The 13,647-nt window shown below is 49.5% G+C and carries 13 protein-coding genes; 2 read left to right on the plus strand and 11 right to left on the minus strand.

The window, feature by feature from the left end; genetic code table 11:
* Nucleotides 1-86: 86 nt before the first annotated feature.
* Entirely contained in the window at nt 87-1,559 is a 1,473-nt protein-coding gene (locus DMN77_RS16505; protein WP_068778386.1) for an amino acid permease, read from the plus strand.
* Between the two features lie 5 nt (nt 1,560-1,564).
* Here DMN77_RS16505 and DMN77_RS16510 read toward each other — a convergent pair whose 3' ends face one another.
* The gene (locus tag DMN77_RS16510) at nt 1,565-2,686 is read right to left on the minus strand and encodes a transglutaminase domain-containing protein (RefSeq protein ID WP_068778387.1); all 1,122 of its coding nucleotides are present in this window, start codon (nt 2,684-2,686) and stop codon (nt 1,565-1,567) included.
* Nucleotides 2,687-2,969: 283 nt separating this feature from the next.
* Here DMN77_RS16510 and DMN77_RS16515 point away from each other — a divergent pair, with 283 nt between their 5' ends.
* Complete coding sequence (locus DMN77_RS16515) at nt 2,970-3,167, plus strand: hypothetical protein (RefSeq protein ID WP_068778388.1); 198 nt, start codon at nt 2,970-2,972, stop codon at nt 3,165-3,167.
* A 217-nt stretch (nt 3,168-3,384) separates the two neighbouring features.
* Here DMN77_RS16515 and trxB read toward each other — a convergent pair whose 3' ends face one another.
* The 10 genes from trxB to DMN77_RS16560 form a co-directional block, all read right to left on the minus strand.
* Nucleotides 3,385-4,335, minus strand: coding sequence for a thioredoxin-disulfide reductase (gene trxB / locus DMN77_RS16520; RefSeq protein ID WP_068778389.1), 951 nt, complete (start codon nt 4,333-4,335; stop codon nt 3,385-3,387).
* Nucleotides 4,336-4,503: 168 nt separating this feature from the next.
* Nucleotides 4,504-6,438 (minus strand): heavy metal translocating P-type ATPase, encoded by a 1,935-nt coding sequence (locus DMN77_RS16525; RefSeq protein ID WP_179015724.1) that lies wholly within the window; start codon nt 6,436-6,438, stop codon nt 4,504-4,506.
* A 318-nt stretch (nt 6,439-6,756) separates the two neighbouring features.
* On the minus strand, nt 6,757-7,521 hold the full coding sequence (locus DMN77_RS16530) for an ABC transporter ATP-binding protein (protein WP_179015725.1): 765 nt from the start codon (nt 7,519-7,521) through the stop codon (nt 6,757-6,759).
* 1 nt (nt 7,522) lies between these two features.
* Nucleotides 7,523-8,338: an ABC transporter ATP-binding protein gene (locus tag DMN77_RS23985; protein ID WP_256872449.1), complete on the minus strand. Its 816-nt coding sequence runs from the start codon at nt 8,336-8,338 to the stop codon at nt 7,523-7,525.
* 27 nt (nt 8,339-8,365) lie between these two features.
* Nucleotides 8,366-9,145, minus strand: a complete 780-nt coding sequence (locus DMN77_RS23990; RefSeq protein ID WP_256872451.1) for an ABC transporter permease — start codon at nt 9,143-9,145, stop codon at nt 8,366-8,368.
* Nucleotides 9,142-10,137, minus strand: a complete 996-nt coding sequence (locus DMN77_RS16540; RefSeq protein WP_179015726.1) for an ABC transporter permease — start codon at nt 10,135-10,137, stop codon at nt 9,142-9,144. Before DMN77_RS16540 ends, DMN77_RS23990 begins: the two co-directional genes overlap by 4 nt.
* On the minus strand, nt 10,124-11,770 hold the full coding sequence (locus DMN77_RS16545) for an ABC transporter substrate-binding protein (protein ID WP_179015727.1): 1,647 nt from the start codon (nt 11,768-11,770) through the stop codon (nt 10,124-10,126). Before DMN77_RS16545 ends, DMN77_RS16540 begins: the two co-directional genes overlap by 14 nt.
* Nucleotides 11,771-11,796: 26 nt before the next feature.
* Nucleotides 11,797-12,402, minus strand: a complete 606-nt coding sequence (locus DMN77_RS16550) for a hypothetical protein (RefSeq protein ID WP_179015728.1) — start codon at nt 12,400-12,402, stop codon at nt 11,797-11,799.
* The gene (locus DMN77_RS16555; RefSeq protein ID WP_179015729.1) at nt 12,399-13,052 is read right to left on the minus strand and encodes a phosphate starvation-inducible protein PhoH; all 654 of its coding nucleotides are present in this window, start codon (nt 13,050-13,052) and stop codon (nt 12,399-12,401) included. Before DMN77_RS16555 ends, DMN77_RS16550 begins: the two co-directional genes overlap by 4 nt.
* Nucleotides 13,049-13,573 (minus strand): hypothetical protein, encoded by a 525-nt coding sequence (locus DMN77_RS16560; RefSeq protein WP_179015730.1) that lies wholly within the window; start codon nt 13,571-13,573, stop codon nt 13,049-13,051. Before DMN77_RS16560 ends, DMN77_RS16555 begins: the two co-directional genes overlap by 4 nt.
* Nucleotides 13,574-13,647: the final 74 nt, after the last annotated feature.

A 13,647-nucleotide genomic window follows, 5' to 3' on the forward strand; every position in this document is an offset into this window, starting at 1 on the left:
CGGCCTCTGAGAGTGGGTACAAAATTCTTTGCACCCGAATGTAATTCAATCTTTTATGGAACATTCATCTTAAGGAGTGCTGTTCAATGAGCAAACAACCTAGCAAGTCGAATTCGTCGTCTCTTAAACCGGGACTCAAAGCGAGACATATGACGATGATCGCCCTCGGCGGTTCGATCGGAACGGGCCTGTTCCTCGCCAGCGGCGGAGCCATTGCCTCCGCAGGTCCGGGCGGTGCCCTGCTGGCTTATGCCGCGGTCGGCATCATGGTCTACTTCCTCATGACCAGTCTGGGAGAACTGGCCACTTATATACCGGACTCCGGGTCCTTCGAGACCTATGCCTCCCGCTTCGTTGACCCTTCCCTGGGCTTCGCCATGGGCTGGAACTTCTGGTACAACTGGGCCATCACGATTGCAGCCGAGCTATCAGCTGCCACGCTTATTATGAAATACTGGTTCCCGAACAGCTCCTCGTTTGTCTGGAGCTTCCTGTTCCTGGCTCTGATCTTCGGGCTGAACGTATTGTCTGTTAAAGGCTATGGAGAATCTGAGTATTGGTTCGCTATTATTAAGATTGTGGTTGTTATCGTGTTCCTGATCGTCGGCGTTGCCATGATCTTGGGCATATTAGGCGGCGAAGCTGTCGGCTTCAAGAACTTCACGATCGGGGATGCGCCGTTTCACGGCGGGTTCTTCACCTTCCTTGGCGTATTTATGGCCGCCGGCTTCTCCTTCCAGGGCACCGAGATGATCGGGGTTGCTGCCGGAGAAAGCAATAACCCGCGGGAGCATGTCCCACGGGCGATCCGACAAGTATTCTGGCGTATCCTGCTGTTCTATATTTTCGCGATCCTAGTGATCGGACTGCTAATTCCATACACGAATCCAAACCTGCTCAAGAGCGGAATCGATAGTATCGGCGTCAGTCCGTTCACCCTCGTATTTGAGCGAGCGGGTCTGGCCTTCGCTGCTTCAGCAATGAATGCGGTCATCTTAACTTCGGTGCTCTCCGCTGGCAACTCGGGAATGTACGCCTCTTCACGCGTTCTTTACTCCCTGGCCAAACGCGGCAAGGCCCCTCGGTCCCTGGGCAGGCTGAACCGTCACGGCATCCCGATGAATGCTCTGCTGCTGACGACAGCGGTTGGCATGATCGCCTTCTTGGCTTCGCTGTTTGGCGATGGCGTCGTCTATACCTGGCTGCTGAACGCATCCGGAATGTGCGGCTTCATCACTTGGCTTGGCATCGCCATCAGTCATTATCGGTTCCGCCGTGCCTTTATGGCTCAAGGCCATGATTTGAATGAACTGCCGTATAGAGCCAAATGGTTCCCGTTCGGTCCTATCTTTGCGTTCCTTCTGTGTATGATCGTTATTATCGGACAGAGCATGTCCCTGATTACGGAGCATGGCTTCGATTGGCAAGGCTTAATCGCCGCCTATATTACGATCCCGGTCTTCCTGATCGTCTGGCTCGGGTATAAATGGAAACATCATATTAAGCTTGTCCCTCTCAAGGAATGTGATCTCTCCTCCCCTACTCGCGGCAAGCAATAGGCGGTCTATTCCCAATGAATCTCCACCTGGAGATCATCGGTTCCGTAGAGCGGAGACGATAGATAGCTAATATTATCGATCGACAGATCATATAAACTAACCAGATCCTGAAGCAATTGTCTCTCAGAGCCGCCATAACGTACCGTAATGGTCGTTCTCCCGGTTTTGAGACTTTGCTTCACTTTTTTTTGCATGGCGGCTGAATCGGTTATCGCGGCGTTCGGGTAATACAGGTTATAGCCAAGCTGCTCCTCAAGCGCATGATACATATCCCTCTTGTCCTCGCTCAGTACAGCTAAAGAACGCAGGCTGTCACGGTACAGCGTAGACGCTGCAGGATAAAGTTTGGTCCACTGGTGGTCCTGCCTCATTTGTTCATCGGTAAGCAAATAATAGTTGTACCTGACCCGCTCCGGATTATCCGGCGAAGGATCATCCCAGGTCGTATCCAGGTGATACCACAAGTTGCCCAGACTAACGAGGTTCCACGCATGAAGCTGCCCCCCCGCAGTACCTTCTACGATCAGATTGTTGAATCCAGCCTCTTTTAATAATTGGTAGGTCAGCAGTGAATACCCCTGACATACCGCCTTACCTGTAAGCAGACCTTCGTAGGCCGTATATTTCTGCAAATCGCGGTCATATTTAAGATGCAGCACGACATAATCGTGGATCGCCTTAACCTTCTGGTGGACATTCATCTCGGGGGTTAGAATCTCCCGCAAAATCTCCTGTACGCGCCGCTTAACATAAGCGGATTGCTCCGCTGTCTCTCGGTAGCTTACTTGCAAATTTATTTTTGCGTAGCCGGATGTTCCTTTCCAGGAATATGTGTACCGGTCCACAATATATTTAGTGTATGGGTCGCTGTCCAGCGCCTCATTGATCGCCTGTTTGAGCAATTGCTCCAGTTCCTTGGTCGGCCCTTTGTACTTTAAGGTGATAGAGGCTTCTCTTGCTCCTAATCCTTCAGCAAGCTTCAACTGCAAGTCCGTAGACGATGTAACATAGACCGAATCCGACGCAGCGTGCACATGGGGAACTCCCCAATGGGGCGGAATCACTCCCAGCATCACTGCACCCAACAATCCTGCCGCCAGCCAGCGTCTAACCATGCTTCGTCTCATGCCTCTTCATGCCCCCTTCACAAAAAGTTTATGACACAAGTGTTGGCCAACCCCTATGTAAGCCCATTGTAACATAGCCTGTACTGCAAAGGTTTTCTAGTTTTGTCGAGCAATAACGAATGAATTAAAAGAGGAACATGGCAATAATTTCAATAATATGACATGAATTTCACGGAATTTTCTACCTCATCTACCTGAAGTTTTGATATAATAAAAAAGCTTATAACTGTGATATATATCACTGCAAATCATACGCGTAGTAGAATGGGGAGACACTCTAACTATGACCATCGTGGACCTTTCGGATATATCCGTCGAAATGTTCGTCACCGTCATGCTCTTTCTGCTTTTCATTGCTCCACTTGTCAGTCTCGGCATATTACGTCTGTTTCAGGGCAAGAAAAAGGTCGGACTTAGTCTGATCGGTGGCGGAGTTGTTGTCTATTTAGTATTTCAGCTCATCATGATATTGCTTAATTGATACCCATATAGAGGATGTCAGTTCATAACTATGCTGAACGGCATCTTCTTTGATTTCAGGATATACGTAATAAAAGAGGGTTCTGCTCAGAAAATAGCAAAATTTGTGTGAAAACACAATTATATAAATGGGCTCGATTTTTGTGTATGAAAAAGAGGACGGATCAATAACGATCCGTCCTCTCTATTTTCACCGCTTCATGACCGGATCATCCCCGTTACTTCGCGGCAAGCTCTTTCTGTTCATGCTCCAGAGCTTCGATATACTTCTCGCAATCGAGCGCTGCCATACAGCCGCTGCCAGCTGCGGTAATCGCTTGACGATAACGCGTATCCTGAACATCGCCACAGGCGAACACGCCGGGCACATTCGTCTCCGAGGTGCCTGGTTTGACGATGATATATCCGTTCACATCGGTATCGATCTGACCGCCTAAGAAGCCGGTATTCGGCGTATGTCCAATTGCAACGAACACGCCGGTCGCGTTGATGACTTCTTCCTCCCCGGTGGCATTGTTGCGAACCTTCAGCCCGGTTACGCCCATATCATTCGTAAGAACTTCAAGCGGTGTACGATCCAGTGCCCATTCCACTTTCTCATTAGACCGAACGCGATCCTGCATAATTTTCGAGGCGCGCAGTTCGTCGCGGCGATGAACGACCGTTACTTTGGAGGCAAAGCGGGTGAGGAAGCCAGCCTCTTCAAGCGCGGAGTCCCCGCCACCGATAACGATAATCTCTCTGTTGCGGAAGAAGAATCCGTCGCAGGTAGCGCAGGTGCTGACGCCGCGGCCCACATTATCCTGTTCGCCCGGAATTCCGAGATATTTTGCCGATGCGCCTGTGGACAGCACCAATGTCTCGGCCTCCAATTCACCCAATCCATCGACATCCAGCTTGAATGGACGGCGGCTCATATCAACGCTGTTCACCCAGCCTGTGCGGAATTCTGCACCGAAGCGCTCCGCTTGCTTACGCATATTATCCATCAATTCCGGCCCCATAATTCCATCCGGAAATCCCGGGAAGTTCTCAACATCCGTTGTTGTCGTCAATTGACCACCAGGTTGCGGTCCCTCTATAACCAATGGCTTCATATTGGCTCTTGCTAAATAAATCGCTGCCGTCAGTCCTGCAGGACCTGTACCGATTATAATCGTCTTATACATAAATAATTCCTCCTTAAACGCAAGATACACACAACTCATCAAAACTACTATATATTCATCATTATCTTATTAAAGGTTAGGGAAAGTCAATGTTCGTAACAGCCAGGTTCAGTGAAGTTCAAATGAAGAAATGATGAATGGCGTTCATTTCCTGTGTCCTCCCTCCTGTTATCGCAGCAGACGCAACCCATTCAGAATAACCAGAATCGTACTTCCCTCATGACCCACGACGCCAAGTGGAAGAGCGATACCTTGCACAAAATTGCTCACGACCAAGGTAAGAATCACACAGGCCGCAAACACCAGATTTTGTCTGACAATCCGCTTGGTGCGGCGTGCCAGGGAGAACGTATCGGCAATGCGCTCAAGATTATCATTCATCAGCACAACGTCTGCGATTTCCAGCGCTGCGCCGCTGCCTCCTCCCCCCATCGCGATCCCGACTGTAGCTGCAGCCAGCGCAGGGGCATCGTTGACTCCATCGCCAACCATAACGACATGGCCATATTTTTTTCTAAGCTCGGAGACATGAGATACCTTATCTTGAGGCAAAAGATCACCGAAGATATAATCAACGCCGGCTTCATTGGCAATGGCTTGGGCGGTTGCACTCCGGTCCCCGGTTAACATTGCGGTGGCAATACCCAGCTCCCGCAGCTTGCGGATTGTCTCCTTCGCCTGCGGACGGATATTATCGCGCAAGGCAATCAGTGCAATATATTCCCCGTCGCATTGAACCATCGATACCGTATTCCCCGTTTCCGTTAAAGCTTGCATCTGATAACGAAGCTCAGCTGGCAACCCCTCCGCATCCGCCTCGGCCTTGCCGATCCTCCATTTATGGCCTTCAACCAGAGCCTCGATCCCCCAGCCGGGCAAGTCCTGAAGCTCGTCTGCAGCTCTAAGCGCAACCCCCTCATCCATGGCCTTGCGTACGATAGCACGGGCAAGCGGATGCTGGGACAGACTCTCTGCCGCCGCACATGCCGCCAGCACTGTCAAGCGGTCATAGCCCTCCAAGACGACCAGGTCCGTGACCTCTGGCGAGCCTGAGGTTAATGTTCCTGTCTTATCAAAAGCAACGACCTTCGCTTCGCTAAGCAAATCCATATGCGCGGCCCCCTTGAACAGAACGCCCTTCCTGGCGCTCTTGGACATCGCCGATAATGTGGCGGGCATCACAGAAGCGACGACCGCACATGGGGAAGCGACGACAAGGAATACCATCGCCTTATAGAAGGCCTGGGACCAGGTCCACCCCAATATCATTGGAGTGAACACAATCAGCAATATCGTAATAGCTACAACCGATTTGGCGTATATCCCTTCCAGCTTCTTGATAAAGCGCTGGGAAGCGGGAGTTTCATGCTGGGCCTGCTCCACCATCGCAATAATCTTCGAGAATAAAGTGCCTTCTGCCGGGCTAGTCACTTCAACATACAATGCGCCCTGACCGTTTAGAGTACCCGCATACACCTCATCGCCCATCCCCTTATCCACTGGAATCGATTCTCCTGTGATCGTTGATTGGTTCACGGAGGAGCCGCCGCTCTGTACGACCCCATCCGCAGGAATTACCTCCCCCGGCTTCACTAGCAACAGATCACCCACAACCAGTTCCCCAACCGCTACTATGGAGATGCCATCTCCATCCACCTTTAGCGCGGTCTCCGGTCTTAAGGCGATCAAGGCCGAGATATCCTTCATGCTCCGCTCGCTTGCGAATGACTCTAATGCACCGCTAAGCGCAAAGATGAAGATGAGCATCGCCCCTTCGTTCCAATAGCCGATGGAAGCCGCTCCAAGCGCAGCCGCGATCATCAGCAGATTCACATCAAGGTCGCGCTCCTTAACAAGCGTCTCTATTCCCTCCCGCGCCTTAATATAGCCTCCAACGGCATAAGCAGCAATGTACAGAATGATCGACAGCACATGTGACCAGTTTCCAATTCCCCAGGCCAGCAACATCAGCGCCCCGCTGCTGATGGCAAACACCATTTCCTTGTGTTTAAGCAGATGTATCAAATTCATGCGCGGCTTTTGGTGCGGGGTCGGCTGATTAGCAGAACTAACCGCAGAGTTAGATTTTTGTATGGCTTGCATGTTTTTCTCCTCCTTAAATCAAAAGCTAATTGAGAATGAATACTATTGTTAATGCCCTTAAAATGGCACATGCTGCTCCGGGAAGATCCCGGAGCAGCATGTAATTGAGAATGATAATCATTTTTGCAGTTGTACAATTATTTTTCCTTGACGAAACTTTTCTTTAATTTTAAACCATTATTAAACATTTGTAAATACGGTTTGAAATATTTTCCATGGCACTTTGCGTTGTTTCTGTGAAGTATGGATACGTTTGGTACGATGAAACCTGTACCCGACGCAAAAAAACCGGCCCATAAAAGGCCGGTTTTCCATACGCTATACATAAAAGCATGCCTTAATCAAATCCCGGGTATAGGTGTTTTGCGAGTTGCTGAGAACCCGCTCAACAGTCCCCTCCTCAACGATTGTCCCCGCCTTCATCACGGCCATCCGGTCGGCAAAGCCGCTTATACTCTCCAACCGATGCGTAATATACAGTATCGCCATCTGGTGTTCATCTTTCAGAGACCGGAGCAGATTGAGTATTTCCTCTTCGGTAGAAGGATCGAGCGCGGAGGTAATCTCATCGGCAATAAGCAAACTTGGCGCCATCATTAAGGCCCTGGCAATCGCAATCCGCTGTTTCTGACCGCCGGAGCATTCAGAAGGGCTTTTCTCCATCAGAGAAAGTGGAAGCTTAACCCGTTCCAATAGTTCCGCAGCCATTATTCCTGCCTCTGCACGCGAGACTTGCTGAAGTACGAGCGGTTCACTGACGATATCTTTAACCTTCCAATAAGGATTTAACGAGCGATCGGGGTTTTGGAAGATCATCTGTACTTTCCAAGGGGACATCCTTTTCCTCGTCCTGCTCCGCCCCTTCCCCCAATTAAGACCAGCTTCCTCCTGCCAGACAATCGAACCGCTAGTGGGCTGCTGCAGGCCGATCACGATTTCAGCCAATGTTGATTTCCCCGACCCACTCTCTCCGACCAGAGCAAAAATCTCATTCTTTTGCAATGTCAGTGAGACATTTTGCACTGCTGTCTGGGCTTGATCCCCTCGACCAAACTCTTTGCTGATCTGCACAATATTCAGCATCTCACCACTCCTCTACCCATACAGTCCGCTCCTGCCCGGATGGTTTGCCGGATTGTCCATACCGCTCCGTATATTGAAGCTTCTCCCTTTCATCCGCAATCCGCCCCTCTCGCAGCAGTATAATCTCATCCGCCATATGAATAGCTGCGGAGATATCATGCGTAATGAACAATAGGGTCATCTGGTGTTCCCGTACTTTCCGGGACAACAGTTCCAGCACTTCACGCTTCGTAATCGGATCAAGCGCCCCTGTAGGTTCATCGGCGATTAACACCTTCGGGTGATTCACCAGAGCGAGCGCGATCAATGCGCGGCTTAGCATACCGCCGCTCAATTCATGCGGATATTGCTTCAGGACCTGCTCATCCAGATGAACTTCACGCAGAACGCTGGCCGCTGCGCATCGTTTTTCTTCCATCGTCTTGTGAAGCAGCATCGTTTCGTAAAACTGAGCACCTATGGTTAATAGCGGATCGAAGCTGGATCTCGGGTCTTGAAATATAAAAGCGGCATCCAGCCAACGCTGCAAGGCTGTCCCTTGTTCCTGATACACAGGTTTGCCGGCAATGGCAATTTCTCCTGTTACAGCTTCCGGGGGCATTAACCCATATAAGGTGCGGGCCAATGTGGTTTTTCCTGATCCGGATTCGCCGATCAAAGCCGTGACTTCCCCTGACGCCACCTCAAAGGAGAGCGAATGAATCACGGTACGCTTGCCATAACAGACGCTCAAATTCTGAACATCAATAGCCGCAGTCCTTTCAACCTCGCCGTCAGTTTCCACGCTTGCCAACACGATGCTCTTTTTCTTGCGCAACGATACTTCAGCTGCCCCAGACTTAACTTAGCCAGATTCCCCAAGCAAGGCCAGCGCAATCGTTACGACTAAAATTGCCAGTGCCGGAGGGAGCACCGTCCACTGCCATGAAGCCGTCATGAATGTCTCGCCTTGTGAAAAAGCATGCTGCAGCATCTTCCCCCATGAGGGAACATTCGGATTGCCGATTCCCAGAAAAGACAAGCTGGCCTCCATCGCCACCGCCGTTTTGAAAGACACGATAAACTTGGTTCGAATAAGCGGCCAGATAAAAGGAAGCAGATGCTTGCGTATTATATACAAGCTTCCTCCTTGATACAGCTGTGCCGCCTTTACGAACTCCCGTTCCTTAAGCGACAGAACTGAAGCTCGTATAAGCTTCATATATCCCGGCCAGGTCAGCAGGCCCAGGGTGAGAATCAACTGCCAGGTTCCTCCGCCCGTAAAGGAAGCCACAATCAGAATCAGCAGCAAGGAAGGAAGCACCATCAGCATATTGGCAGCAGCATTCAAAACGGTATCCATCCGCGAAGAATAACCCGCAATCAGCCCCAAACTGGTACTCAGGAATGTGCTTATCAAAGTGACCATCGCACCGATCAACAAGGTCGTCCGTGCTCCATATACAAATTGGGTAAACAAATCCTGTCCGATGGTATTGGTCCCAAGCCAGTGTGAGGCCGAAGGAGCCATCAATCTCTCCCCATCAATAGAGAAGGGCGAATCATGGGCGATTAACGGACCAAATACCGCAGCCATAATAAACAGGCCTAGACCACATAGGGCCATTTTTTGCGCTAATCTCATGAATGCTCCCCCCTCTGTTCCACACGAATACGAGGATCAAGATATGGGTAGATCAGCTCGGCAAGCATATTCAGTAACAGCACAACCACGGTTAGCATTAAGAACAATCCGTGAAGTAATGGGTAATCCCTCGCTAATATAGCCTCCTGAAGCAGCTTGCCTATGCCCGGATAGGAAAATACCGTCTCAACGAGCACCGACCCGGCAAGCAAACCACCGATGCGGATGGCAATCATGGTCAACAGTGGTAGCGCGCTATTACGAGCAATGTGACGCATCAGCACCGCTCGTCCGCCGATTCCTTTGGCCGCGGCAAACTCGATGAACGGCTCATTACGAATCCGTATGGCTTCATTGCGCATAAGCAGGTACATACTGGCCAGACTGCTTATCGTAAGCGTAATGACCGGCAAGATCATATGCTTGACCAGATCCAATGCGTGATCAAGCCACTGGTCTGATCTTAAGAAGGCCGTCTCCGCCCCGCCTAGAGGAAGCCATTTCAAGTTCACTGCAAACAAAATCAGCAATACCATCCCAATAATAAATTCCGGAATAGCACTAAAACCCAGCATGGATAAAAATAAACCCCGGTCTATTTTCCCAGGATACCGCCACGCCGATATCAACCCGGAGAGCATCCCAATCAAAATCGACAGGATCGTGGCCGCCCCAACAATCGTCAGTGTCCATGGCAAACGGACAAGAATCACGTCAAATACGGGTGCCTTATACGTGATAGACAATCCAAAATCCAGCGTAACCATACCTTTCATATAGGAGAGAAATTGTTCCCCTAATGAATCGTTAAGATGGTAATATTCAAGCATTGCTGCTCTTTGCTCTTCCGAGACGAAAATTGCGCCGTCCTCGGAGCCTCCGGTCAGGAAATCCGCCGGCCCCCCTGGCAGCAGTCGGGGAAGCCAGAAATTAAGCAAAAGGACAAATAAAAGCACTCCCAGGTAGGTATAGAGATGTTTACTTCTTGACATCGATCAAGAACACCTTATTGTCCCATAGCGGGATTCCATCAGCGATGCCTCCGTACGTGTTCGACCAGCCATTATATACTTTAGGGTTATACATGTAGTAGAACGGTCGATGATACAACACTAAAGTCGGCAATTCATCCGCCAGGATATCCTGCATTTTCCCAACCAGTTCTTTCCGTTTATCCGGATCCAGCTCCTGCATTTGCTCGATGGCCAGCTTTTGGAAATCGCTATTGTTCCAGGTTTTCCCCCGTGCCGCATAGGCATTGCTGGCTTCTCCAAGGAACCACAGCCGCAAATAATCGGGATCTCCACTCAGTCCAATATGCCCGGTAATCGCCATATCGTATTTATTCTCACCCATAGCCGCGGTAAAGGCAGCTGGATCGACCTGCTGAATATTAAGTTGAACTCCAACCTTTTTAAGCATTTCTTGCATAATCAACGCCTCTTGAGAAGTAGAAGATACCATGACATTCAGCTTCAGTGTCTCTCGGATCCCTGCGGCATTTTTAGCATAGCCCAGTTCATCAAGCATCTGATTGGCCTTGTCCGGATTGTATTCATATTGCTTCACAGACGGGTTATACCAAGGCGAGTCAGGTGGAATAATCCCCGCATTTCCCACCATAGGTTCGCCGCCGGTTAGTTTACTGGCCATCTCTGAGCGATCCAGGGCGTAGGTGATCGCTTGACGCAGACGCTTATCGCCCAGCTGCGGATGCTCCAAGTTAAAGGTAATGCGCAGCGCGCTACCTGTTGGCTCACTCTTGATCGACTCGAAGCCTTGCTTCTGCAAATCTTCTACTTCCGGATAACTCATCGTAAGACCGCCGTCGATTTCATCGTTTTGCAAAGCAAGCGCTTTGTTAGCCGCGTTCAAATACTGAATTTCCTTTACTTTCACTTTCCCCTTGAAATAATCCGGATTAGCCTCAAACAAATATTGCCCGGATTTCTCGTCATATTCCTTCAAAGTATAAGGTCCTGTACCTACTAACGCATCCGAAGCACGATATTCAACAGGCTTGTCCACATGCTCCCATACATGTTTTGGAATAATCGGGACAATCCCTACCAGATCGCTCAAGAATGGCGCATACTTATTTTTCAGTTTAAAGACGACGCTGTCCTCTCCCATTTTTGTAACGGATTCGATTTGTTCAATGTCTCCCGTCCAGTTAAACGGATGCGTCTTGTAATAATTGAAGCTGAATACTACATCTTCTGCGGTGAACGATTGTCCATCATGCCATTTCACACCCGACTCCAGCTTGAAGGTATAGGATAATCCGTCTTCGGAAATGCTCCAGGATTTGGCCAGCCACGGAATAATTCCGGATGCATCCTTCCAGGTTAGCGTATCAAACAGAAAAGAGTTGTGAAGAAAACCGCCAGGGCCGGTTGGAGAAAAGGCAAACGGGGACGGATAACCGCTATCGCTCCAGGCGATGCGAACAAGCTCCGTCTGACCCGCCTCGGCTTCCGGCTTGGAAGCCGCTGTCTGAGACGCTGAGTCTCCCTTATTTCCTGAAGGTGACGCAGTACTGTCGTTACTATTACCGCAAGCAGATAATACCAAAGCAAAACATACTATACTTAAGAGGACCGAAGTCTTGATTCGAGATAACATTCTATAATTTCCCCCAAATGATTTCATTAGATTTTCCCTTCCGTCAGCCAGGGCAAAAATCCGCTCAAAAACCGCTCTGTTGCCGGCATGAAATATGATCCATAGTGATACTCCGGATCTAATGTGGTCATGATGAGCGTCCCCGCCGTGCTTACTTTATCGATATATAGAATAGCCCCGTCATTCTCAACAGCAATTAGCGTCTGAACACCTTGCGGTGGAAAAAACACGCCATGATAATGCCAGGTGGCGTCCTCCAAGCTGATATACCGGAACAGATCATGCTCCGGCTTCGTCACAACAAGCCCGCTCTTCGCGCCCGGCTCCAGCCACCACCAGAAGTTGGTTGGTCTGAACTCCCAGTTATGATTGGGGAACCATTCCTGCGACTGGGCTCCTAAAGCAACAACCGTGCCTCCGCCCTCCACAAATTTTATGATGTATTCCAGAAAACTCGTAACCTGGGGCTGATTGAGCTGCGAAGGAACGATCAACACATCGATTCCCTGCAAAGAGGTTTGCGGCAGTTCGGGCAAATAAATGACTTGATGTATATAACGACTAAACGCAGATGATTTGAACGTGCGGTATTGGTGAGAACTCCCGCTGTACAGCACCGCTATTTTCCTCATATCTCTGAACTCCTTGTTGTCATTTGCTCATACTCTTCATATAGCCATCTAATAAGTTGAGCACCGATCCGGCCGGACGTATTCCTCGAATGCGTATAGCCAAGCAAATTATTGCCGGAATGGACTAGGATCGTTCCCTTCGTACTATGCCGGTCAATATAGGTGATAGGTTCGCCGCCGGGCAAGGTCAGCAGCACTTCCGCATGAGGTGGAATCGGATGATGTCCGCGGGCAAAAAATCCGGATACCCCTTTGTTATAGGTCAGATCATCGGGATTCACCCCTTCAAAAATAGAATGCAGCCCGGTCAGAGTAACGGTATAGTCTTGATGATCCCGGATCGTCTTGGGCACAAATAACGAGCCTCCAGGAAGCCAGGGAAGAAACAAATTCCCGCTGAACACCAATATTTTACCTTGATCCAGAAATTCCCCAATTAGCCCGCTATGCTGGTTCATCAGCTCCTGATCCACATAGTTATCGATAACCAGGAACTTGTGAGCGGATAAATCATAGTCCGGCAAACTGTACATATCCAGCACCGAAATCCCCAGGTCCTGCTGAAGCGCGGTCGCAGTCTGAGTACTAAAATACGTCCCGGAATTCAGCAGCAGTAGATCAGTCGGATTCTTCAAATCACCAGCATTCATTGGAGCCTCCTTATGTACAGCAGCTCATGCTGCGGTAACGCCAACGCACGCTCACAACATTGCTCTTTTAATTGTCGGTTTGCCTCAGCGTCGGATTCAGTCATCGTCCCTTCGCGCCCTTTTTTCAGGTACTCATAAAAAACAGGCGGAAGAAAATCTTCTTTAAGCGTTACTTCTACCGCTGCCCCTTCATGACTCGATATTACAAAAGAGTATGATTGGGAACGATAGGGATCGTACTGCCCACGCGGATAGTTCGTGTCCACCCTGTAGGCTTGACGCGTCACCGCCCGGGTGACAAATTCATATACATCGCGAAAGCCTGGTCCGCCATGCCCCGATAAGATCGATATATCCTCACGATCCGGAACTTTGTCCCGATATAATTCAGCAAATGCTGCCTGCAGAACTCTAAAACCTACAGCCAAAGCCATCAAAGCAGCGCTGCCATGATATTTGCGCACTTCCAAAAAATGAATCTCCATCACTTCATGAAGATCACGGATATGAATGACTGACATCGAAGCTCCCCTTTTCAGCATTTATTTAAAAACATAACTATCATAATTTAATTGATAATGATTATCAATATCAA

It is taken from the genome of Paenibacillus sp. 79R4 (assembly GCF_013393165.1).
Classification (GTDB): Bacteria; Bacillota; Bacilli; order Paenibacillales; family Paenibacillaceae; genus Fontibacillus.